The organism is Arcobacter denitrificans (SeqCode) (genome assembly GCF_048571185.1).
GTDB classification, from domain to species: Bacteria; Campylobacterota; Campylobacteria; order Campylobacterales; family Arcobacteraceae; genus Arcobacter; species Arcobacter denitrificans.
The window spans coordinates 2,390,907-2,415,014 of sequence record NZ_CP182350.1 but is presented as its reverse complement, the minus strand read 5'-3'; the positions used below and the strand labels follow the sequence as shown (position 1 = coordinate 2,415,014).

The window sequence follows — 24,108 nt, the reverse complement described above, 5'->3', positions numbered from 1 at the left end:
ATATTTTAAATATATAATGCAAAAAAGGAATTTTATGAAGAAAACAACAGATAGCGAAATTATTGAGACATTTAACACATTTACAAAAGACAAATTTTCACTAATACTTTCTACTACAAATAAAGATACTGAAGCACTTACAAGCTACTCTCCCTTTGTGGAAAAAGCAGATAAATTCTACACTGTTATGAGCTCAGCAATGCCACATTTTAAAAATATTGAAAATAGTTTAAAAGCTCATGTTTTTATCATAGAAGATGAGAAAGAGGCTTCACATATATTTGCGAGAAAAAGATTATATTTTAATGCAGATTGTAAAATAGTAGATGGTGAAGAGTATTTTGAACTTTTTGATAAAAGATATGGAGAAAGTCTAAGCTTTATTAGAAAAATGAAAGATTTTAAAGTTGTTGAGTTAACTCCTAAAGAAAAGTCTTTAGTCTTAGGTTTTGGAGCTGCTTATTTAATGAATGAAGAAGGTAAGTTAATTCCAAAAAACATATCTCATAAGTAAAAAGTTTACTATTTTTCTAAATAGTAAGCTTTTATTATAATACCCTTACTTAATTTTTTAGATGTAACATAATAATTAACAGGAGTTAAAATCGTATCATCTTTTAAAACATCTGTAATATAAAAAGTTGTTTCAAGTACTCTTTCCCTAGAAAATCCTCTTAAAATATACTCTTTGATTTTTTCATCTGCATCATTTAAGTTTACATTTTTATATATAACTTTGTCATCAGGTGAAATTACAGCTGTTACTTCAAGTTTAAAACTATCTTTATTTTTAGCTAAAAATTCTTTAAGTGATTTTTTACACTCATTTGGAAAAATTGTTTGTCCTACCTTAAAATCATAACATTTATAAATTTCAAACTTTTGTGAATTGAAATAGTTTTTAAGAGTTTTATCATCAATCTCATTCGTAGCAGTAACTATTTTTTCTTTTATAACTTCTTTAATTATCTCTTTTGGTTCACTCTGTTTATAAACGACCACTTCTTTTGCAACTGGTTTATTTAAATATAGATATCCAGCAAAAACCATCAATAAAATAGCAACAAATGAAAAAATATAAATGATGGTATTTATTGAACTTTTACCATTTTTTTCTTCCATTTTTCTTTTATTTAATTGTGCTAGTTTTTCTGGAGATATTTCTTCCATTTGTATTTCAAAAGTTGCCGGTTCTTCTTTATCTTCTACTTCTTGGGTGTTTTTTTCATCTTCTATGTCTTGAATATATTCATCGTCATTATACTCTTCAACTTTTTCTTCTGTTTTGTCTTCTTCTTGTTTTTGAAGTCTATCTTCAGAATCTTCGTCTACTCTTTCTATAACTTCAGCATCTTCAATAATCTCTTCATTTTCATCAGAACTATCTTCTTCTTTACCTTGTGTTTTTTCTCTTAATTTTTTAGCAATATCTTCTTGGCTCATTGTTTCACCTAAGGCAGCTTTTAATTTTTCTATTTCTAATACTCTTTTTTCCATCTTAGACCTTATTCATCATCACTATTATTTTTTTTAAGATTCTTCTCTTCTTTATCATGCTTTTTATGATTCATTTTATCTAAAAATGCCGATGTTAAAATTGATCCTGGTATTGCATAAAAAGCTATACCAAATATACCTAAGAAGGTGGCTAATATCCTTCCTATACCAGTTACTGGATACATATCTCCATATCCAACTGTAGTAAATGTCACCACAGACCACCACAAAGCATCAAGCATACTTTTAAAAACTGTTGGTTGAACATCATGTTCAAAATAAAAAACCAAAGGTGCAATTGTAAACAATATTATAACAGAAGCAATTAAAATAAATATAAACTCCTCTTTTTTCTCTGTAACAATATCTGCTAATATATTGTCAAACTCTATAAATTTAGCAAGTCTAAAGAGTTTGAATATTCTTAAAATTCTCAATGTTCTTAAAAAAGTTAAATCTATATTCAAAAAAGATAGATAAAAAGGTAAAAGTACAAGTAAATCAATAATCATAAAAGGAGTAAAGATATATTTACTTCTTTTACAATTATTCATATAGTTTATACTATAAACTCTAGAGATATATTCTATTGTAAAGATTATAATACTTATTTCATTAATAATATCAAAAATATAGCTATAAGACTTTAAAGATACTTCACTCTCTAAAAAAAGAACCAGAATACTCAAGAATATATTAGCATAAATAACAAACTGAACTAACATCCCATATTTATGTTTATCAGGTCTTTCTAATACAAAGTATAAGTTTCTTTTAAATTCCATAATTATTATTCTTTTATGAACTCTTGTCCAGGCTTCCAATCAATATATACAGAATCTTTTTCATCCAAATGTGGAGCTTTAATAAATACAGCTTTAAAAGGTTTGTCACTTTCATTTATAAACATATGTGACTCACCTAATTCACACTGTAGATAATCACCCTTTTTAAGTGTGATTTTAACACCATCAAGATAAACACTACACTCACCATCTAAAGCAAAAAAAGACTCTTCTTGATAAACATGTTTATGACAAGGGTGTTCTTCCCCTACTCCAATAACAACAACTCCCATATCTACCATAGGACCTTTTGTTAGATATTTTGGTCCATGTGTTCCAAATCTATATTCGTGGTCATTTTCATTTGTTAATTTCATCTATACTCCTGGTGCTTTCCACATAGAATTAGTCAGTTCTAAATCCACTAGTTCTAGCTGTTTCTCATAAATTTTAATCCATTTTTCTTTTATCTCATCATATGCTTTTTTATTTTGTATATTTGGCAAATACTCTTTGTCCCAAACTACTAACTCTTTTGAAGCTTGGCTAAGTGAGGTAAAAATACCCGCACCAACGCCAGCAGCCATAGCAGCACCTAGTGCTGTTGCTTCTGTTACTTTTGGTATTTTTATTTTACATCCTGTTACATCTGCTAATATTTGAGGCCAAAGTTTTCCTTTACTTGCCCCTCCTGCAAAAACGATTTCAGAAAATTTAAGTTTTGTGAACTCTTCTACTTTTTCTAAATTAATTGCAGAAACAATACAAGCATTCTCTTGCAGGGCTCTAAACATAGAAGCTTTATTACAAACATTTGGGTCAATACTAAGATTTATAAAAGAAGGTGCTGCATGATACCATTTACCATACTTCATAGAGTCAGAAAAAATTGGCATAATTCCATTTGAACCAAGAGGCACATTTTTTGCTTTTTCTTCTAGTATCTCATAAACATCAAGATTTTTCTCTTTAGCTTCAAGTTTTTCCATATCACAAAAAGCATCCCTAAACCATCTCATAATAAGTCCAGAAAAAAACGTGATTCCTTCAGCTTGAGATTGATTTGGTATAACATGTGGATTTACTCTTAAACTCATGTCTTGGGGAGGATTTATATCACTTGATATATTTACAATTTGTTGCCAAAAAGAACCACCAAGAACAGCAACTTGACCAACTTCAACAACACCAAGTCCAGCAGAGCCTAATTGAACATCTCCTCCACCCATAACAACTTTTGTATTTGTTGATAAACCAGTTTCAAGAGAAGCTTTACTACTTACATTTGCTATTTCTGTTCCTACTTCATAACAAGGAGGGAAAATATTATCTTTAAGCCCTACTTTTGATGCTTGATTTACATCCCACGTTCTATTTTTAAGTGAAAATATTCCTGTAGTTCCACCGTTGCTTGGATCACTTGCAATCACACCACTAAGCTTTGCTAAAATCCAATCTCCAATCATAGAGATTTTTGCTACTTTTTCATAAACTTCAGGATTGTTATTTTTTAGCCACATTATTCTAGGAAGTGCTCCTAAAGCAAATGTTTGCCCAGAAGTTTTATAAAACTCTTCTTCAATTCCTTGAAAGTTTTCTTTTAAATATTTTACTTCATTTGAGGCTCTTGCATCTACATTTGCTACACCCCAAAGCTCACTTCCATTTTCATCATATAAAACAATACCTTCTCTCATACTAGTTGAACTTAGTGCTAAAATATCATTAGAGTCTACATTTGCTTTTTTGATGGCTTCTTTAATACAATCAATACATAACTGCCAATTTGTATTAAAATCAAAGCTCATGCTATTAGCAACACCCTCTTGTGCTAAATGAGTCCACTCCCTTTGACCTACACTTATTTGATTTCCACTTGTATCAAATATAACTGCACGTACACTTCCTGTTCCTGCATCTATTGCCATCAAATATTTCATTTTACTTCTTTTACTTTTTTAATTTAGCTTGTTCTAATTCCCAGTATTCCATCTCAAAACTATCCTTTTCACTTATACTTACATATCCACCTAGTTTTTCTGATTTTAATACAGCACTAATCGTATGAGAAACAATATCATTTATAATATTTGCTTCTTTTTCATTTTTACCAAAACATACAACTCCAAAATCTTTTATTACTGCATAATTTGGTGCAGGATTTAAACATATTTCATCTTTTGAATACTTTTCAAAATAGTTTGTATACTCTTTTTTATACTCATCTACACTCTTTTGAATATCACTATTTACTAATACTAAAGGAACTCTTTTTGTTCTGATAATATGCTCAGGAGTTAAAACTCCTTTTGTAGCATTCTCTTTTAAATTCTCTTGTGAAGCATAATATACAGCCTCTTTATCTTGATTTACTACAAGTGATACTTCATAGCCTTTCTCTTTTGAGATAATATCTTTAAGAGCTGATAAATCAAACTCTTTTGTATCTAAAGTAGGAGTATCTAGTTTTGCATTATCTTCTAAAAATTTTTCAGCTAAACTAACTGCAGCAATCATCTTGTCATAAGATTTTTTTGCATCATCATCAAAAGTAAAGATTCCATGATTATGTAAAATAATTCCATCACTTTTTGACCAATCATAATCTTTTGCCATGTCATAGATAGTCTTTGCTAGAATAAATCCTGGCATAACATAAGGGATAATTAAAAAGTTAGGAAAAACTTTTTTAATATTTTCTATTCCATTTTTACTATTTGACATAGTTACAACTGCATCTGCATGAGTATGGTCAACAAACTTAAAAGGAATAATTGCATGAAGTATTGCTTCAACAGAAGGATTAGGTGCACTTTTATCAATCATTGCTGCTTTTTGTTGTGATACCATATCACTATCACTCAAAGTATCTAGTTTTGCCATCTCTATTAGAGTTTCTAACTTAACTGGAGCAAAGCCCTCTTTTTCAATACTTACTAAATCCCAGCCACTTCCTTTTACATAAAGAATATCTTCGCCATCTACTTTTGATTTTACAGAAGTATTTCCTCCTCCATGAAGAATTAATTCATCACTTCGTCCCAATAGATTGGAAGTAAAGACTCTAAGTTCTAAATCACTTTTATACTTTTCTGACTCTTGATTTGTCCATAAATTTTTCAATTTTTTACCTTATATAATTTCTAGGTCATCACTGTATTTTTCTTTACAGTATGGCTCAAAAGTTGCTTTATAGTGAATATAATGTTCTGTTGTTTTGTGTCCATTTAAAGACTCATCATCTTCCCAAGCTTCAACTACTACGAATTTTGCAGGGTTTTCTTTTAGCTGGTATATTTCATAAAATAAACAACCTTTTTCATTTTTAGAAGGTTCAACCATCGTTTTTAATAAATCTTTCATTTCTTTTATACAGTCATCTTTTGCGATAAATGTAACTTTTTTTATAATACTCATAATATCTCCAAATAATCTAGTTAAGGCTTTTATTTTATTATATTCTTACTTAATAACTAAAATTGAAATTTAAGAATCTTTTAGTATAAAAAATAGTTATAATAGCAAGATATAAAAAGGAGTTAAAATGATTAGGTTTTTAGCAATATTATTTATTACTTTTCTTTCATTAAATGCAGCAAGTATTAATTGGGAAAAAGATTATGAAAACGCAATAAAAAAAGCAAAAGAACAAAATAAACCAATCTTTGTTATGGTTAGTTCTCCTACTTGTCCTGAGTGCAACTATATGAAAAAGCATGTTTTTACAAAAGATGAGATTAAAAACTTTGTCAATAAAAATTTTATCTCGTATCAGTTTGATATAAGTGATAAAAATATTCCTGCACAGATGCAGTTTTGGGGAATACCAAGGTTTTACTTTTCAATGGATGGAAAAAACGTACACAATAAAACAATGGGTGGACTAAAGGCTGATAAATTTATGACACTTATAAAGAAGAGTAAAAAATGAAAAAGCTACTATTTTTAATCTTGACTGTCTCTTTTGTCTTCTCATATGATAATATTCAACTTGAAAAATTTAAAAAAACTCTTTTATGTGAAGAGTGTGACTTATCAAATGCAAATCTTTCAAATATGGATTTGGCAGGTGCCAATTTAGCAGGTTCTAATTTAACAGGAGCAAACTTATCAAAATCAAATTTTGCAAGAGCTAGTTTTTGGGGAACAAACCTTGAAAATGTAGAAGCCGTTGATTCAAACTTTTTTAGAGTAAATTTTGAAAGTGCAATAATAAAAAATTCAACTTTTGATAGAAGTATTTTAAAAGGGGCTAATTTACAACTTACAGAATTGGAAAACATCTCTTTTGTAGGAACAAACCTTTGGGGCGTACAATTTAATGAAGCAATTATTGATAAAGTTGATTTTTCATCATCAAGAATAGCAGATACAAGATTTGTTGATGTGGATTTAACTACTTCACTCTTACAAGATGTTTTAGCTTATGATGCACAGTTTACAAATGCGACTTTACTAAAAAAAGATTGTGATTATTTAAAAAATGAAGATGTAAAATTTAAAAATACAAAATGCCAATAAAAGATACTTTTAAAAGTATCTTTTATAACTCTGACTCAATTAGTTTATTTAGATTATCTAAACTTAGCTCTTGAATAAGTTTTCCATTTACAAAAAATGATGGAGTTTTTCTTACATTTAAAACTCTTGCATCACTTAAATCTTGTTCAACAATTTTATCAATCAATAAATCATCCATACTTACAGAGAGTTTCTTCATATCTAAAAGATTTGATTTTTCTAAAATTATCCAAAGTTTTCTTGGATTTACTACATGTCCATCTATCCATTGCTCTTGCGTGTTAAACATTAACTCTAAAGTCTCAGTAAAAAGGTTTTGAGCCCTTGCCCCCTCTAACATTTTTACAGCATAGTTTGAATTTTGATGAAAAGGTGCATACCTTACTATCAATTTAATATCATCTTTGTTTTTTTTCATTATGTTTTTTACATAAGGATAATAATAAGCACAAGCACCACAAGCTGGGTCAAAGAACTCTACTAATTCAACTTTTGCATCTTGTGGACCAATAACTAAAGAGTAATCTCTTTGAAAGAGTTCTGCATTTTCACTTGATATTTTTTTATATGAATCTGTTTTATTTTGTTTATAAAAATACCCACCTACTAAAAATAGTCCTATTAAAATAGCAACTGAAACTATAACAACTTTTTTATTTTGCATTTTTTCTCCTAATTTTCATATTCTAATATTAATAGATTAATGAAATATAAATATATTTTTTTAAAAGTTAAAATTATACTAATAAAAACTTATTTTTTATAAAATAAAAACAATCAGGAGATAAAATGGAAGAATTTGATCCAATAAAGTACAAAAAAATGGTTAAAGAGCATCAAGAAAATGATAAACCATTAGATTGGTTTGATACTATTTATAAAATAGCAAACGGTGATTACAAAAAAGTATTCTGGGCTGATTTGGAGCCTAATCCTTATTTACTGGATTGGATAGAAAGTCATCCTATAAAAAAACAAAAATCTACAGCCATAGTTGTAGGTTGTGGAGTTGGCGATGATGCTGAGGCTTTAAGTAGATTTGGCTTTGATGTAACTGCTTTTGATATAGCTCCAACAGCAATAGAACTATGCAAAAAAAGGTACCCAAATTCAAAAGTAAACTATTTAGTTGCAAATCTTTTTGAATATAATAATTCATGGTTCCAAAATTTTGATTTAGTTTATGAGTGTAATACCATCCAAGTTTTACCAGGAGCTTATAGAACAAAAGCTAGATCTTCAATATCAAACCTAGTTAAAAAAGATGGTTATGTGTTAGTTTCATGTAGAAGTAGAGAAAAAAATAGACAAAAAGATGATATACCTTTACCTTTAGATAAAAATGAAATAGACCAGTTTGTTTTAAGTGATGGATTAAAAGAAATTAGTTTTTTAGCTTATGATGATGAGCAAGTCCCTGCAGTTCCTCATTTTTTTGCAGTATATAAAAGAGTATTATGATAAAGAATATATTAAAAATAATTAAGTCAATTTTTATAAAAGAGAAGACTTTTCCATGTATTGTTTGGGATGGAAAGAAAATGAGCTATTTAAACTTAACAAATACTAAAATAAAAGAGATAGAAAAATCCCCAGAATATGAGTGTTGGAGTGTAACAATTGACGAAGAAAGAGTTAAATTGTGATTTTTATGCTTAAAACTTGCATTTAAATTTTATTTTTGCTATACTGTTTTTTATGAAGATGGTTTCGAGTTTCATCTTTGGCTTTTTTTATTGAAAACTGTTTACAAGTATACAAATAATCTACCCATAAAGAACACTCAAATTTATATTTTCTACCACTTTAGCAATAAAGTATATTTAAACAACAAAGGAAACTGCATGGCAGATTTAGTAAACGGAACAGTAAAATGGTTCAACAGTGAAAAAGGTTTTGGATTTATCGAACAAGAAAACGGTGGAAAAGATGTATTCGTACATTATAGACAAATTAACAATACTGGATACGGAAGAGTATCTTTAAACGAAGGTCAAAAAGTAACTTTCGAAGTAGCTGAAGGTCAAAAAGGTCCACAAGCTGAGAACGTAACAGCTTTATAATAATAAATTAATTTACTATTATATTTAAGGTTAGTCTTTTAGACTAGCCTTTTTTTATCTCTTGTTTCAACTCATTTTTTAAGTTTATTTTAAATTAACTTTAATTTTCCACTTCAAAACAACCAACAATGTTTCTTTTTGTAACAAATTTACTTTTATACTTACAAATTCTTAAATTCTTTTAAGTTTTACACATATTCTACACTTTATTTATATACAATCCCATCTTCAATAATAATTTAAAGGGGAATTAATGATTTTTGATACTGCTGATTTATGTGATGATAATCAGGATAAACGAATAGAAGTACTATCCAATGAGTATAAAAACTATGGAGGACTTAAAAAATGTGCAGGGGAAATTGTTACTATTAAACTAGATAAAAGTAACTGGGAACTACTAGAGATGTTAAGAGATGAAAATGGTGAAGGAAAAGTTGTAGTTGTAGATAATGCTAGATATTTTTTTGGAGTTGTTGGGGATAAACTTATGGCATTTGCTAAAAAGAATAATTGGCAAGCTATTATAATAAATGGTTATGTTAGGGATACTTCTTATACAAAAGATATTGATGTTGCTTTATATGCTATTGGAACTTGTCCATTAAGAAATTTTGAAAAAACACCTTCATCAAGAGGAAATCAACTAAGTTTTGGTGGAGTTACTTTTAATGAGGGTGATTACTTATATGCAGATTCTGATGGAGTTATTATTTCAAGAGAAAAACTTATTTAACAAGGGTAAATTTGGTAGAGTTTAAAAACTCTCCCAATTACTTTTTTCTGTATTTTTATCTATTTCATTAGAATTACTTCCATGGTTATCTTTTAGTTTTTTCATCTTCTTTTTTTTTCTACTTTTGACATTGTCTTTACCGATAAACTCTTTTGAGTTTGCATTACTTACAACTAGTTTTGATATTTCGTCAGTAATCATCGCAATTTCATTTGACTCAGCTGCTACAATTGCATTTTCTTGTGTTTGTCTATCTAAGTTTGTTACTGCGTCATTTATTTGCTCTATTCCATTGAGTTGCTCATTACTTGCCATTTCAATATCAGCTATTAATCCTATAGTTTGAGTAATATCTTTATTTAAATTCTTATAACCATTTATCATATCATCAGCAATATTTTTTCCCTCATTTGCTTTAGATGTAGCAATCTCAACTATTGTTTTTATCTCTTTTGCAGCTTCTGCACTTCTTGTTGCAAGATTTCTAACCTCTTGTGCAACTACAGCAAATCCTTTGCCAGCTTCACCTGCAGTTGCTGCTTCAACAGCAGCATTTAGAGAAAGTATATTTGTTTGGAATGCAATCTGGTCAATTACACTAATTGCTTCATTTATTGAACTTACTTGTTTATTTATATCATCCATTGCAATTGTAGTTTTATTTGCTAAATCCTCACCATCATCAGCAGATTTTGTTACATTTGTTGATAATTGAGACATTTTTGCAATATTTTCTGTATTGTTTCTAATATTGCCAGTAATCTCTTCAATCGCAGCAGCTGTTTGCTCTAAAGAAGCAGCAGCTTCACTAGAACTTAAGTTCAATTTATTTACATTTACAAGTAACATATCAGAGCTTTCATCAAGGGTTAAACCATTTCTTTTATTCTCAATTAAAATCTCTGTTATTGAATTTCCTAAATTATTTACTCCATCTGCTAATTTTAATAGATGAACTTGTAAATTTCCACTATCAACCTTTTCCAAATAGTTATGATAAGTATATTTTTCTAAAACATTTAAAATATTTTCAATATTATGTTCTAAATTATTTCCCATGTTGTTTAAAACATTTTTCAGTTCATTTAGTGCTGGATTATTTGAGTCTTTTTTGATTCTTTGTGATAAATCTCCATTTTGAAACTCTCCTAAAACCTTAACAGTTTCAGCTATAAGAATTTTATCTTTCTTTATTGTTTCGTCTGTCTTTTTAATATTTTCATTTACTGCAGTTGACATCCTAGAAATCTCATCATCTCCGTTTTCATCCAGATATTCAACATTTGATACTTCATTATTTAAGTATTTAAAAAAGCCTAATAGTCCAGTTTGAAACTTATTTAGTGGCTTTATCACAAATCCATTTAGTAAAATTATTGATACAAATATTGTAATAGCCAAAACAAGCAATGATATACCTATCAATACCATATTTAATTGTGTTGCTTTTTCAAAAGCTTCATCACTATTTATTTGAGCAACTATAGCCCATTTTGTATCAAATACATTTAAGGTGTCATAAGAACTTAAAGCATCTTCACCATTTATATTTTTAATCTCTTTATGGTTTTTACCATTTTTAAAAGCATCTATTGTGGACTCTGTCTTCATTTCAAAAAGAGAAACAGTTGTTTTAGAACTTTTAACATCTTTATTTGTCAAACTATCAATGAATCTATAGTCGTTTTTCATTTTATAGTCACTTCCTACTAAAAATATATTTTCTGTTTTTCCTAAACCTGACTTATCAAACTCTTTGTTAAAATTCATAATAGAATCAATTTTTGATGTTGGTAACTGAATAATTAAATTTCCAATTCTTTTGCCTTTTCTAAATACAGGTGTTGCTAAAAATGAAGCAGGAGTATTGAAACTTGGCTCATATGGTTTAAAATCTGAAAATGCTATTTCTCCAGCATTTAACTTTGATGCTTTATCATTAACTTCTGCAATTGCACTTTTAGAATAAACTCCTGTTTTTATATTTGTGGCAAAATCTTTCTCTTTGTAGGCAGAATAAACTATATTTCCTTTTTTATCGACTAAAAAAATATCATATAAATCAAATTTTTTCAAAACTGTATTAAAGGTATCGTGGTATTTTTCATGAGTCATTGTATATGTAGCTGCTAAGATTGTTTCATTTGGCATATCATTTTTATTACCAATTTTAGCTTCATTTTTTACAATATAGATATATTGAGCAAGGATACCACTATTTGTTTGTGGTAAATATTTTTCTATTGCTCTTTTATTATCTATATTTGATAATTTGAAATTTATCTTATTGACATACTCTTTTTCGTAGTGATTTACTAGTTCAGATTTTATAGTATCAAAATCTTTTTTTAATATTAAATCTATATCATTTTTTACATCTTTTTCAATTGCTTTGTAAAATCTAGAAAAATAATATAATGCATCAGATGTAGTATTACTATTTGAAACTGAGACAAGTAGCCCAGATAAAGTATTAAAATAATCCGTAATATGTTGTTTTTTAGATACCACTAAAGAGTCTAGTTGAGCAAATTTTTCTTTTTTTGTAGCTTTTGAAGTCTCACGAAGGCTTACTAGAAGTAATACTATAGATAAAAGAGCTAAACTTGTAACTATTAATCCTATCAATTTATTTCTAATTGAGATATTCTTCATTAAAATTCCTTTTAAAATTTTTGAGAATACTAACACATAAAATTTACAAAAAGAGTAAAATATATGTTACCAATTTGTAATAAATAATTTTTTTGTTTATTGTTATTTACATGTAATAAATAAATGCTATAATACTTTTATGAAAGAAAAAATATACGTAGTAGATACGAACATTATTCTACAAAACCTACAAAACCTGTATAAAATTAGTGACAATGGCTCTAATGTACTAGTAGTGCCTGAAACTGTTTTATTTGAACTTGAAGATAAAAAAAAGTTAACTAATGAACTTGGCTATCAATCAAGAGAGTTTGCTAGACTTCTAGCCAAAATGAAAATAAAAGAAGTTGATCATAAAAGTAATTTTAAGGTGGTAAAGTACTTTAATGATGAACTTCAATTACATGTAATTGCAAAAGATAAATATGAATCTGAAATAGAGCAAGTACACTTAAGTGAAAGCAATGATAAGAGGATAATTGAAGTTGCTAGCGTTGCTCAAGAGTATTATAAAGGTGCTCAAATAATATTTTTATCAATAGATATTTATGCTAGAACATTTGCACAGTTTAAAGGAATAAAGGCTGAAACTTTACATGATGATAAATCTATAGTTCCTAAGTTTCAATTTTTAAAAACTTTAGACTTAGATTCATCAAAGTTTAATTCACTTGATGGAAAACCAATAACTTCTTTTGATGAAGAGTATACTTTCCAAAACTTCGCATATGAGTTTAATAGTGAAGATGGAAATAAAGAGTATGCAATTATAATAAATAAAATAATCAATGTCTTAACTGAGAGTGATTTTAAAGCTTTACAAGTAAAGCCTGTGAATCTAAAACAAAAACTATTCTCAAAAGCTATTATCTCTAATATGTATGACCTACTAGTTATTGATGCAAAAGCAGGAAGTGGTAAAACACTGATGTCTATATCAGCTGCTATGAGACTTATAGATTTAGGATTATATGACAAAATTGTATATGTAAGAAACTCTATTGAGTCACTTGATAAGGGTGCAGATATTGGTTTCCTATCAGGAAATGATGAGAAATTCCGTATTTATAATATGGCACTATCTGATACTTTAGAGTTTGTAGCCAAAAAACAACTAAAAAAATCAGAAAATAGAGAAAACAAAGAATCAATAGATAGTAAGATTTCAGAACTAACTTCAAGATATTGTATTGAAACATTATGGCCAGGAGAGGCAAGAGGAAGAACACTAAGTTCTGCAATTGTTATTATGGATGAGTGGCAAAACTCAAGTGAAAAGACTACACAACTAATCCTTTCAAGACTTGATGAAAGTTGTATGGCCATAGTTATTGGTTCAAATAGACAAATCGATAATTTGTATTTAAATAAATATAACAATGGTTTAACTACACTTTTAAAACAGACAAATATCGAACACGATGAAGTAAAAATGTTTGCAATAGAGCTTGAAAAAGCAGTAAGAGGTAAATTTGCAGAGTTTACTGAGCGAATATTTGAAAATAAGAAAAACTAGTTTATAAGAAAGTTGTTCTATTTTTTAGAGCAATTTTCTTCATCCGAACAACCACATCCTCCACCTTTTTTAAATATTTTTTTTAGTATAAAAAAAGTAGCCAATAAAACAATTGAATATATTATAATTTTTTCCATATATTAATCCTTGATATAGATAAGTATAGATAAGTATAGATATACAAGATTGTAATTAAATTGAAATAATGTTGTAACATTAAATAAAATTAAGTCATAATAATAGTATAAAAATATTTTTAAGTAAAGGATTTACTATACAAAATAGGCTAATCAACGACACAATATATAATCACATAGAATACACTAGACTTGAAGACTCTATACTTCAAAGTAAAATACTAAATAGGTTACAGTTTATTACACAAAATGCCCTAGCATATTTCTCTTTTCCTTCAATTACAACAAAAAGATTTATACACTCTTTAGGGACCATGCATGTAAGCTCTTATATGCTAAAAAATGCACTTCTAAATAGTGATTCGAATACTAGGGATCTGTTCTTAAAAGGTATGAGAAGAGTTATTCAAGATATTATTAAAAAAGATAACTTAAATATATCATTTAATGATAGTGCCACATATTTTGATAATAAAGCTTTATATCAATTTACAATTCCTACAAATTCAAAGATGTATAATGAGACATATATAATCACCCTACAAGCTCTAAGATTAGCTGGGTTATTACATGATGTAGGACACCTTCCTTTTTCTCATCAAGTGGAAAATGCCCTAAAAAAAGTCTACAATAAAATAAACAATTCAGATGAAGTATTACAAAAAGAAAAAGAGTTTAAACTTCTTTATGAAAATATCACATCAAATAGAAAACAAGTACTACATGAAGCTATAGGTGAGAACTTTATAGATATATTATTTAATGAGGAACTTATAAAAAACAATCAATCAAAAGCTGATACTGACTACCTAAAACTTATACACAAGCTATGTATCTTTATTTTAAAAGAAAAAGTTTATAATAGATTTGACTTTAAAGTCTTACACTCAATTATTAGTGGTACTATTGATGCTGATAGATTAGACTATATAAACAGAGACATGGTTGCTTCTGGATATATTGGTGGTGCAAATGATAACTTACGAATCACAAAGCATACAGTTCTTGTAAAAACAAAAAAATCTTTTCAAATAAGCTTTTTTGATATGGGACTTATTGATATAGAACATCTTTTAGAGATGAGATTTAACTTATACAAAAAAGTTATCTATAATCATGGTATTGCAAAAACTGATGCTTTATTGGAAAATGTTGTTTTATACCTATCAAACAAATATTTTAAAAATGGTATGTTTTATGAGAAAAATTCATCTAATTGTATTGCTATGCTTTGGAACTTTTTAAATGAAAAAGATGAAGAAAGAAGATTAGATATAGTCTCTATGCTTGATGAAAATTGGTTAATTTCACTATTTAAAAAAGAGTATTTTGAGATAAAAAATAAAGATATTCAATCAAATGATGATAAAAAATATCTAAAATCTTTTGAAGAAGTACTTTTTGGAAAGAGATTTTTCAGATCTCCTTGGAAAAATCTAAATGAATTTTATAAAGTCTTAGGTTTCTCAAAAATTGAGAGATATAAATTTAGAGAAAGTTTTGGATATCTCACAAAAAATAAATTTGAAAAACTTAGCATCGAACTTGATAACTTTATAAAAAAATGGGAAGACCAAGAAGAAAATATATTTTTTACTTATCAAATAGTATCTTTTACTTTAGGATTAAATAAAGAGTTTACTCTATATGATGGAGAAGCAATAATCCCTATTGATGAGATATCAACGGTAAGAAAAAGACTTAAAAAATCTATGTTAAATACTGTGCCTTTTTATATCTATACAAATAAAAAAGATATGAACTTAACTCTTGCAAAAGAACTAAAAGCAATAATTTTTAAAATTTTTGAAGAATAGAAAAATAAGATAATTTCTTAAGAAAATTTAGTTATTATTACGAAAATTTATCCTTATAGGAATTATCATGTTTAATAAAATTAAATCATTTGTTGATAGTGGTTTTTTTACAAAGTTCATAACCTATTTAATCATTATAAATGGTATTACAATGGGTCTAGAGACTTCAAAAGAGTTCATGGCTAATTATGGCGTTTATACCATAATATTTAATCAAATTGTTATTACTATATTTACAATAGAGATAATACTAAGAATATATGTTCATCGAATCTCATTTTTTAAAGACTCATGGAGTATCTTTGATTTTACAATAGTTGCAATTTCACTAGTTCCACTAAGTTCTGGCTTTGAGATACTAAGAGTATTGAGGGTCTTAAGACTATTTAGACTTATTACCGTAGTTCCACAAATGAGAAAAATAGTTGCAGCTTTAATTAGTGTTATTCCTGGTATGTTGTCTGTTATTGCTCTTATGACTCTGTTTTTCTATATATTTGCAATAATGGCTACACATCTTTTTTCTGAAAATTTCCCACAATGGTTTGGTACTTTAGGAGAATCATTTTATACTCTCTTTCAAATCATGACTTTAGAGTCTTGGTCTATGGGGATAGTAAGACCTATTATGGAAGTTCATCCATATGCTTGGATTTTCTTTGTTCCTTTTATATTTGTTGTAACTTTTGTAATGATAAATTTAGTTGTAGCTATAATAGTTGATGCAATGGCTATTTTAAATCAAGAGGAAGAAAAACATATAATAGAAGAGGTTCAAAATAATGAACAGCATGTAAATGATGAAATTAAAAAATTAAGAGAAGAGATTTTTGAATTAAAGTCATTAATAAAGGCAACTGTAAAAAGTTAGCCTTTATATATTTTTAGTCATTTCGTGAAGTAACTTCAATAAGGTGATAACCAAACTGTGTTTTAACAGGACCTTGGATTTCATTTACTGGTGCAGAAAAAACTACATCTTCAAACTCTTTTACCATTTGACCTTTGCCAAAAGTTCCAAGTTCTCCACCAACATCACCTGAAGGACATAAAGAGTACTGTTCTGCAGCCTCCACAAAATTTAAATCACCACTAATAATCTGTTCTTTTACTTGATTACAAATATCTTCATTATCAATTAAAATATGTCTCGCACTTGCTTCAACAGCCATAAATACTCCTTTTTTTAAAATAAATCTACGCAGTCAACTTTATTGGGGAAAAACTCTTTTATTTTACTTCTTCCTAAGTTTCTTGCTTCATACAGTGAGATATCAGCATTTCTTAAAATATCATCTACTGTTTTTGTTTCTTCATCTCTATGGGTAACACCCACGCAGATAGTTTTCTTCAAAACATGACCCTCTTGAGATACTTGAACTTCACAAGCAGCAAAAGCGTCAATTAACTTTTGAGCTACAAACATAGCATCTTCTTTTTTTGTAATACCAACCAAGGCTATCAAAAACTCATCTGAATCTAATCTTACTACAAGGTCAGATTCTCTAACATTTTTTTGTAATATCTCAGCTAAATTAATTAAAACCTTATCTCCAATATCATAATCAAATTCATCAATAACAGCTTTAAAATGGTCGATTCCAACCATCAGAAATGATATGTTTTTATTTTCTCTTTTTGCCAAAGGTAAAAGTTTATTTAGATGTTCAACTAAAAACTTTCTGTTGTACACACTAGTCAAAGAATCCTTAAATGTCAACTCTTTTACTAACTCTTGATAAGATACACTACTAATAAAAGGAGCTACCATATAAAAAAGTGTATTTAATAGGCCATCTTTATTTGATAGTTCTTCAAGTTGTTTTTTATCAGCACAAACTAAACTAAATGTTATAGTTAGATTTGAATTCATGCTCACTTTATATTGTTTAATCAAAGATGTATTTTCATAAACTGCATCTGGCGAGTTTTGAAATGCTATCTCTTTAACGTGTTCACTTTCAGAATAAATTGTAACTTTTAATGATTTTATATTAAAGGTTTTTTCAACCCACTTTTGTAGTTCTTCATATATAAGTTTTACTTCTTTTAACTCTCTTAGTTCATCATAAAATTTAAGATAATCATAAATATCATTGTTAAAACTGTTAACTTCTAAAAACTTTTTTATGCCATTTACAATCAAATTATTCATTGAATTCCTTAAAAAAATATCATATTTAATTATTTTACCAATATTATGCTTTTATTTTTAGAATATTTATTATCTATTAAATATTCTAAAAAACTTACCCTTTATCTTTAAAGACTCTAAATCTTTTATTTTTTTCTCAAAGGCATCAACTCTAATAGCTACATAAGAACACATTGGAAGAATTTTTATTTTTCCTATATCATCTTTATCTAAATTATTACCTTGAATTAAACAACCCAAAATATCAGCAGGTCTTAGTTTTAGTTTTTTCCCACCACTTATATAAATGGTTCTATATTCTGAGCTTAGTCTATATACCTCATCAATCAAACTCTCTTCATCTATATAAACTAACTCTTTATGTTCTTGTAGTTCTTCTACTTTATCTTCATCATAGTCGTTATATAAAGTCAGTGCAACTCCACTTTTACCAGCACGTGCTGTTCTTCCAATTCTATGAGTATAAACATTTGTATCATTTGCCATGTCATAGTTTATAACCATTTCAACATCATCAATATCAAGTCCCCTACTTGCAACATCTGTTGCTATTAGTATTGGGTATGATTTATTTGAGAAAAGTGTGATAATTTCATCTCTTGTTTTTTGTTCAAAATCAGAGTGTAAAACTAAAGGGTCATATCCCATATCATAAAGGTATGTATCTAGTTCATCACATTTTATTTTTGTATTACAGAATATTATTACAGAGTTTGGTTTGTATGTTGAAAATAGTTTTAATAAAACACTATCTTTTCTTGAAGTTTTTATAAACTCTTCTCTTATAGTACTTTCTGTATGAACTGTATCTACACTTTTAAAGATAGGATTAATAAGGATACCTTTTGAGAGCTCTTTTATGTTTTCTTCATAGGTTGCAGAAAATAGTAGCGTTTGTCTCTGTTTTGGTATAAAGCTAATAACCTTTTCTATGTCTTCTAGAAATCCCATGTCAAGCATCCTATCTGCTTCATCTAGTACAAGAGTATTTATAGAGTCTGGATTTAGGTTTTGTTCTCTTAAGTGAAACAGTACTCGTCCAGGAGTTCCAACTAGGACATGGGCTCCATGTGATAAAGAGTGTGTTTGTCTACTAGTGGGAACTCCCCCACATAAAGTTAATATTTTAATATTGTGTTTATACCTAGCTATTCTTCTAAGTTCATCTGCTACTTGGTCAGCTAACTCTCTTGTGGGGCATAATACCAGACATTGTGCTTTGAACTTTTTTACATCAAGTTTATTTAATAGCCCTATTCCAAAAGCAGCAGTTTTTCCACTTCCTGTTTTGGCTTTTGCTATTACATCTTTTCCTTCTAGTATTAAAGGTAAAGACTCCTCTTGTATCTTTGTTAAGTTTTCATAACCTAGAGATTTTAGATTCTCTTTTAGTTTGTCATCTATGTTTAGTGTAGTTATTCCTACCATTTATATCTTCTTTAAGTAATAAGTAACACCAAGTACAATTGCTAATATAATTGCCACTCCATAATACTTGTATTCTTCTGCATATGTTAAAACAATCTCACCCAATGAATAACTTATACTACCAACAACTACTGCCCAAAGTATAGCTGCTAATGCATTGTATACTGTAAACTTTTGAAATGAATATTTTGTAAGTCCCATAGCTAATGGAATTAGAGTCTTTATTCCATATACATACTTTTGTAAAAATACTACAGTAGAACCATATCTTTTCATCCATATATGTGCAAGAGCCACTTTTCTACCATACTTTTTCATTGTATCTTTTGCATAGCTTTTATTTGTACGTGCCATATAAAATAAAAATTGGTCACCCACAAAGTTTGCACTACCAGCAACTATCATGCATACAACTAAGTTTAAGTCTCCTGCATATGATAATACACCAGCAATAACAAGTCCTACAAATCCCCCACCAAATGAATATAAAAAAAGTATTACATATGCGAAATATCCACCATCTCTTATTAAATCTTCCAAATTAATCCTCTATATTTATTAATAGGGAGAATACTATCTAAAATAGTGATAAAAAGCTCTTAACTTCTCTTGTGCCTCTTCTATACCTATGGGTACAAATTTTATTTTACAATTTGGTTTTGCTTGCGATAATTTAAAACAGTCTATACTAAAAACACTTCCAATCTTAGGATACCCACCTATTGTTTGTCTATCTTTTAAAAGAATAATTGGCTGACCATCACTTGGTATTTGAATAGCTCCAAAACTAATTCCCTCAGATATGATTCCATTTATATCACAAGCTATAGCTTTGCCACTTAGTTTACATCCCATTCTATTAAACTCATTTGTTATTGTATATGTATTAGAAAAAAACTTATCTTGTTCTTCTTTTGAGAAATTTTCTTCTTGATATGAAAGAATCACTCTTAAAATAAGCTCATCTTCATATATTGGGATATGCTCTTTTTTTAATCTTTTATTATGGGTTTTAGGAAAAGGTTTAAAAGCTAAGATATCACCCTTTTTTAATTTACCTCCGTCTAGTCCTCCTAAGTTCTCTTTTAAAGTTGTACTATTACTTCCAAACTCTTTTTTTATATCAAAGCCATCTTTAACAGAGAAATAAACCCTTGAACCTTCTAGTATTTTTCCTATTTTTATTATATCTCCACTTTTTATATGATAAGTGTGCCAACATATTTTAGAAATATCATTTATAAATACTTCACAAATAGCTCCTGTAATTGCTATTTGTGTGTCTGCATGAGCTTTAAAGCTTACATTTGAAAAAGATATCTCTATGGTATTTGTATTCAAAGGATTTGATAACATTTTATTTGCATACATATAAGCATATTCATCCATTACCCCTGAATTTGTAACTCCAATATGAGAATATGAATACCTTCCCTTATCTTGTATAGTTGCTAAAATAGGATTGTTTATAATTTCTAAACTCATATTATCCCACCTTGCAATAAAAACTCCTCTTTTGTTATTGGGTTAAATTTTATTTTATCACCAACACTAAGTGGAGATAATTTTTCTAATTTTTTATCAAACAACTCCATTGTTGTTCTTCCAATAATATTCCAACCACCAGGAGAACTTTGAGGATAAACTGTTGTTTGTGTATCTGCAATAGCTACAGAGCCTTTAGGTATTTGTTTTCGAGGAGTTGCTAGTCTTGGAAGTGCTATTCTTTCATCAACACTTGCAAGATAAGCAAATCCTGGCAAAAACCCAATAGCATATACATCATATAACTTGCTTGAGTGTATCTCTATTATCTCAGATATTGTAAGTTTTGTTTTATCACTCATATCTCTTAAGTCTAAACCTACATCTTCTCCATAATAGACATCTATAGTTATAATGTTTTCACTAGAGCTTTCATTCAAATCTAAAGTTATACTTTGTTTTAGTAATTCTACTAAAGAAGAATAATCATATTTTGAAACATCATAGGAAATATATATAGACGTATAGGAAGGAATGATTTCTATTAGTCCAGCAATATTTAGACTTTTTAAACAAAGATAAGCACATCTAACATCATAAGCTATTTTTTTATTTATTTCATTTCCAAAATATATAATTAAAGAATCAACTGATGCTATTTTAAATATCATTTTTATAATGCCTCTCTAAGTATTTTTATAAAATCCAAAGCTTTTTCATTATCACCATGTACACATATTGTATCAGTTTTCAAAAATAATTCTTGCCCACTAATACTAATTAAAAAGCCTTTTTCTTTTAAAGTTAAAATTCTATTTATAACTTCTTTTTCATCATGTATTACAGCATCTTCTTTACTTCTAGATACAAGACTTCCATCATCATTATAATTTCTATCTGCAAATACTTCATACAATAATTCAATATTGTATTTTTTTGCTATAAACTCATACTCTTCATTTTTTGAACTTGATAATATCATAAGATTTATATTCTTATCGAAAGATGAAATAGCATTTAAAATTGCATTAAAAATATTTTCATCTTTCATCATATCATTATATAGTGCCCCATGTGGCTTTACATATGAAACCTTTTTATCACTTGCTTTACAAAGAGCATCTAATGCACCAAGCTGATATAAAACTATTGCCCTAATTTCTGAAAAACTACAAGGAATACTACGTCTTCCAAATCCTACTAAATCTTGATATCCGGGATGTGCTCCTATTTCTATATTATGCTTTTTCGCTAAAATAACAGACTTATTCATAGTTAAAGCATCACTTGCATGAAATCCACAAGCTAAATTTACCATATCAACATATGGCATGATTTCTTCATCTAGTCCCATTTTCCAGATACCAAAACTCTCACCCATATCACAATTAAGTTTTATACCCATGATTTTATCCTACTTCTCTTTTATTTATTAGAAAAATTCTATTATCTTCAAGTGTGAATCTAGTGAGTTTTTTGGTGTTTTACATATTTTTATTTTATATCTTTACTTATGTCTAATATTTTTCCAAATACACTATCCATATTATCATGAACTTTAGAATCTTTATCTAAAAACATGATTTTATGTTTATCTACTTGTCGAATATTCTTTAATCCCATTATTGCTAAAATACCTTTTATACTCTTAAGTAGATTTTTGTGATAGTCTCTAACATAAGAGGAATGTTTATTTACAAAATATTTTCTTCTTTTAGATTTATCTTGGGTTGCTAAACCTACAGGACATTGATGTTTAGTTGTCCCAGAACAGTATCTTGCTCGAATACATCCTGCACTCATCATAAATCCACGTGCTATTTGCACATAATCAGCACCAACAGCCATAACTAAAACTATATCATCAGGAGTTAAAAGTTTACCACTGGCTACTAATTTAACTCTTTCACGTACATTATAATCTTCAAGTACTTTATTTACTATATAAATAGAGTTTTTGATATTTAACCCTACTCTTTCCATAAGTTCTATTGGAGCAGTTGCACTTCCTCCTCTTCCCCCATCAATAGTGAAAAAATCAGGATAATCTTCATTTCCTATATCAACTCTTCTTTTTAACTCTTTTACATATGGAAGAATACTTTCATAGTCTGAGATGACTATTTTAATACCTACAGGTTTTTTTGATAATCTTTGAAGATTTCCAATAAAATCAAAAAGTTCTTCTACTGTGTTTGCATGGGGAAATCTATTGGGAGAGAATAAATCATTATAAGGCTCTACACCCCTATAATATGCAATAGCCTCTGTTACTTTAGAACCCACAAGTTTTCCCCCTGTTTGTTTTGCACCTTGAGCTATTTTTATCTCGGTCATTTTACAAAAACTCATTACTTTTTGATAACGTATTGGATCAAAATTACCTTTTAAATCCCTTGCTCCATATAAACCTGAACTAATTTGAAAAATAATATCAGGCATATCTTTAGGTACCTCTTTAGGAAATGCTTTTAAAGGTGCATACCAATTTACTCTATGAACTCTTTTAGTTTTTTCGTCAAAAGTATATGACTCAATTTCTGGGTCATTTTTTAAAACCATTTTTAAATAAGCATTAGCAGCTAAACTTCCATTAAATAGTTTGCGAATAATCTTTTTAATAAACTTTTGTACTATTGAACCTTCAAAAATTGTCATATAGGATTCATCATAATCTTCATGGGTAGTAAAGAAATTACTTGTCAATCCACCTTCCCCTGTATTGATAGCAAAACCTCCCATATAAGCACCCTTAACAAAGGCACGTGTTCCTTCAGGAGAGATAGAACCATCACTCATTGCAGATCTGGCAATAATAGATTTTGCAATATATGGATTTTCTCTTTTTGCTCCAAATACTACTTCAAAATCATCTTCAACTTCATTATCATTTAGAACAATTTGAGCATGTTTTAAAAGAAACTTTGGTTTTGGTAGAGGTTGTGATGGAGAAAATGACGCATAATTTGGCTCATCCCTTGATGCCTTATAAACCCAATCAAGCTTATCTTTTGATTCATAAAACTTTTCATCTCCAAAATATTGTCTAAAAGGCTCCCTTAACTCTTCAAAAAGAAATCTCAATCTTCCAATTATTGGATAATTAACTAATAATTGATGTTTTCTTTGCACATACTTATCATGTATATACCAGCCAAGCATTATAAAAACAAACAACAAACTAAACCATATACTAAATGAATCAAAATCCATTCTCTAATCCTTTGAAAAATAATGGGAGGATTCTAGTCTTTTAAAGTGTGAAATAAGTGAGTTTTTATTAAGAATAATTATATTGAGAGAAAAGGTGAGA

Annotated in this window: 27 protein-coding genes; 10 read left to right on the top strand and 17 right to left on the bottom strand. The window is 28.3% G+C overall.

Going from position 1 to position 24,108, the window contains the following annotated elements; genetic code table 11:
• Positions 1–34 precede the first annotated feature (34 nt).
• Entirely contained in the window at positions 35–514 is a 480-nt protein-coding gene (locus ACNI28_RS12135; protein WP_419764514.1) for a pyridoxamine 5'-phosphate oxidase family protein, read from the top strand.
• 8 nt (positions 515–522) lie between these two features.
• Here ACNI28_RS12135 and ACNI28_RS12130 read toward each other — a convergent pair whose 3' ends face one another.
• From ACNI28_RS12130 to ACNI28_RS12105, 6 genes are read right to left on the bottom strand one after another with little or no spacing between them, the layout of a single operon-like run.
• Positions 523–1,497, bottom strand: a complete 975-nt coding sequence (locus tag ACNI28_RS12130; RefSeq protein WP_419764513.1) for a hypothetical protein — start codon at positions 1,495–1,497, stop codon at positions 523–525.
• A gap of 8 nt (positions 1,498–1,505) precedes the next feature.
• Positions 1,506–2,282, bottom strand: coding sequence for a potassium channel family protein (locus ACNI28_RS12125; protein ID WP_419764512.1), 777 nt, complete (start codon positions 2,280–2,282; stop codon positions 1,506–1,508).
• A gap of 5 nt (positions 2,283–2,287) precedes the next feature.
• Positions 2,288–2,659, bottom strand: a complete 372-nt coding sequence (locus tag ACNI28_RS12120) for a cupin domain-containing protein (RefSeq protein WP_419764511.1) — start codon at positions 2,657–2,659, stop codon at positions 2,288–2,290.
• Complete coding sequence (gene lsrK, locus ACNI28_RS12115; protein ID WP_419764510.1) at positions 2,660–4,222, bottom strand: autoinducer-2 kinase; 1,563 nt, start codon at positions 4,220–4,222, stop codon at positions 2,660–2,662. It lies immediately after the preceding gene.
• 10 nt (positions 4,223–4,232) lie between these two features.
• Positions 4,233–5,405 (bottom strand): class II aldolase/adducin family protein, encoded by a 1,173-nt coding sequence (locus tag ACNI28_RS12110; protein WP_419764509.1) that lies wholly within the window; start codon positions 5,403–5,405, stop codon positions 4,233–4,235.
• 9 nt (positions 5,406–5,414) lie between these two features.
• Positions 5,415–5,699, bottom strand: a complete 285-nt coding sequence (locus ACNI28_RS12105) for a putative quinol monooxygenase (RefSeq protein ID WP_419764508.1) — start codon at positions 5,697–5,699, stop codon at positions 5,415–5,417.
• Between the two features lie 127 nt (positions 5,700–5,826).
• On the opposite strand from ACNI28_RS12105, the gene ACNI28_RS12100 reads away from it, so the two are divergent.
• On the top strand, positions 5,827–6,213 hold the full coding sequence (locus ACNI28_RS12100; protein ID WP_419764507.1) for a thioredoxin family protein: 387 nt from the start codon (positions 5,827–5,829) through the stop codon (positions 6,211–6,213).
• Positions 6,210–6,803: a pentapeptide repeat-containing protein gene (locus ACNI28_RS12095; protein ID WP_419764506.1), complete on the top strand. Its 594-nt coding sequence runs from the start codon at positions 6,210–6,212 to the stop codon at positions 6,801–6,803. Before ACNI28_RS12100 ends, ACNI28_RS12095 begins: the two co-directional genes overlap by 4 nt.
• 22 nt (positions 6,804–6,825) lie before the next feature.
• On the opposite strand, the gene ACNI28_RS12090 is transcribed toward ACNI28_RS12095, so the two are convergent.
• Entirely contained in the window at positions 6,826–7,467 is a 642-nt protein-coding gene (locus tag ACNI28_RS12090; RefSeq protein WP_419764505.1) for a DsbA family protein, read from the bottom strand.
• A gap of 125 nt (positions 7,468–7,592) precedes the next feature.
• Between ACNI28_RS12090 and ACNI28_RS12085 the strand changes: the two genes are divergently transcribed.
• The 4 genes from ACNI28_RS12085 (at position 7,593) to ACNI28_RS12070 (ending at position 9,602) form a co-directional block, all read left to right on the top strand.
• Entirely contained in the window at positions 7,593–8,264 is a 672-nt protein-coding gene (locus ACNI28_RS12085; RefSeq protein WP_419764504.1) for a class I SAM-dependent methyltransferase, read from the top strand.
• Complete coding sequence (locus ACNI28_RS12080) at positions 8,261–8,449, top strand: hypothetical protein (RefSeq protein ID WP_419764502.1); 189 nt, start codon at positions 8,261–8,263, stop codon at positions 8,447–8,449. Before ACNI28_RS12085 ends, ACNI28_RS12080 begins: the two co-directional genes overlap by 4 nt.
• A 198-nt stretch (positions 8,450–8,647) precedes the next feature.
• Positions 8,648–8,866: a cold-shock protein gene (locus ACNI28_RS12075; RefSeq protein WP_419764501.1), complete on the top strand. Its 219-nt coding sequence runs from the start codon at positions 8,648–8,650 to the stop codon at positions 8,864–8,866.
• 253 nt (positions 8,867–9,119) lie between these two features.
• Positions 9,120–9,602: an RraA family protein gene (locus tag ACNI28_RS12070; RefSeq protein ID WP_419764500.1), complete on the top strand. Its 483-nt coding sequence runs from the start codon at positions 9,120–9,122 to the stop codon at positions 9,600–9,602.
• A gap of 21 nt (positions 9,603–9,623) precedes the next feature.
• Here the strand turns inward: ACNI28_RS12070 and ACNI28_RS12065 are convergent, their stop codons facing one another.
• The gene (locus ACNI28_RS12065) at positions 9,624–12,257 is read right to left on the bottom strand and encodes a methyl-accepting chemotaxis protein (RefSeq protein WP_419764499.1); all 2,634 of its coding nucleotides are present in this window, start codon (positions 12,255–12,257) and stop codon (positions 9,624–9,626) included.
• A gap of 139 nt (positions 12,258–12,396) precedes the next feature.
• Between ACNI28_RS12065 and ACNI28_RS12060 the strand changes: the two genes are divergently transcribed.
• Positions 12,397–13,773, top strand: a complete 1,377-nt coding sequence (locus tag ACNI28_RS12060) for a PhoH family protein (RefSeq protein WP_419764498.1) — start codon at positions 12,397–12,399, stop codon at positions 13,771–13,773.
• 17 nt (positions 13,774–13,790) lie between these two features.
• Here the strand turns inward: ACNI28_RS12060 and ACNI28_RS12055 are convergent, their stop codons facing one another.
• Positions 13,791–13,910 (bottom strand): FeoB-associated Cys-rich membrane protein, encoded by a 120-nt coding sequence (locus tag ACNI28_RS12055; RefSeq protein WP_419764497.1) that lies wholly within the window; start codon positions 13,908–13,910, stop codon positions 13,791–13,793.
• A 332-nt stretch (positions 13,911–14,242) separates the two neighbouring features.
• Between ACNI28_RS12055 and ACNI28_RS12050 the strand changes: the two genes are divergently transcribed.
• Together ACNI28_RS12050 and ACNI28_RS12045 are read left to right on the top strand one after the other, a co-directional pair.
• A complete protein-coding gene (locus tag ACNI28_RS12050; protein ID WP_419764496.1) occupies positions 14,243–15,727 on the top strand; it encodes an HD domain-containing protein in 1,485 nt (494 codons plus the stop codon).
• Between the two features lie 67 nt (positions 15,728–15,794).
• Complete coding sequence (locus ACNI28_RS12045) at positions 15,795–16,598, top strand: ion transporter (RefSeq protein ID WP_419764495.1); 804 nt, start codon at positions 15,795–15,797, stop codon at positions 16,596–16,598.
• Between the two features lie 13 nt (positions 16,599–16,611).
• Here ACNI28_RS12045 and ACNI28_RS12040 read toward each other — a convergent pair whose 3' ends face one another.
• From ACNI28_RS12040 to ACNI28_RS12005, 8 genes are all read right to left on the bottom strand, one after another.
• Entirely contained in the window at positions 16,612–16,899 is a 288-nt protein-coding gene (locus ACNI28_RS12040; protein WP_419764494.1) for a peptidylprolyl isomerase, read from the bottom strand.
• A 14-nt stretch (positions 16,900–16,913) separates the two neighbouring features.
• Positions 16,914–17,882, bottom strand: coding sequence for a GGDEF domain-containing protein (locus ACNI28_RS12035; RefSeq protein ID WP_419764492.1), 969 nt, complete (start codon positions 17,880–17,882; stop codon positions 16,914–16,916).
• A gap of 69 nt (positions 17,883–17,951) precedes the next feature.
• Positions 17,952–19,310: an ATP-dependent RNA helicase DbpA gene (dbpA, locus tag ACNI28_RS12030; protein WP_419764491.1), complete on the bottom strand. Its 1,359-nt coding sequence runs from the start codon at positions 19,308–19,310 to the stop codon at positions 17,952–17,954.
• Positions 19,311–19,850, bottom strand: a complete 540-nt coding sequence (locus tag ACNI28_RS12025; protein ID WP_419764490.1) for a DedA family protein — start codon at positions 19,848–19,850, stop codon at positions 19,311–19,313. It lies immediately after the preceding gene.
• A gap of 33 nt (positions 19,851–19,883) precedes the next feature.
• Positions 19,884–20,795, bottom strand: a complete 912-nt coding sequence (locus ACNI28_RS12020; RefSeq protein WP_419764489.1) for a 5-oxoprolinase subunit C family protein — start codon at positions 20,793–20,795, stop codon at positions 19,884–19,886.
• Positions 20,792–21,466 carry a 5-oxoprolinase subunit PxpB gene (gene pxpB / locus ACNI28_RS12015; RefSeq protein WP_419764488.1) on the bottom strand — a complete coding sequence of 225 codons (675 nt, stop codon included), beginning with the start codon at positions 21,464–21,466 and terminating at the stop codon, positions 20,792–20,794. Before pxpB ends, ACNI28_RS12020 begins: the two co-directional genes overlap by 4 nt.
• Positions 21,467–21,468: 2 nt before the next feature.
• The gene (locus ACNI28_RS12010; RefSeq protein ID WP_419766477.1) at positions 21,469–22,203 is read right to left on the bottom strand and encodes a 5-oxoprolinase subunit PxpA; all 735 of its coding nucleotides are present in this window, start codon (positions 22,201–22,203) and stop codon (positions 21,469–21,471) included.
• 86 nt (positions 22,204–22,289) lie between these two features.
• On the bottom strand, positions 22,290–24,008 hold the full coding sequence (locus ACNI28_RS12005) for a glutamate synthase-related protein (protein WP_419764487.1): 1,719 nt from the start codon (positions 24,006–24,008) through the stop codon (positions 22,290–22,292).
• Positions 24,009–24,108 lie beyond the last annotated feature (100 nt).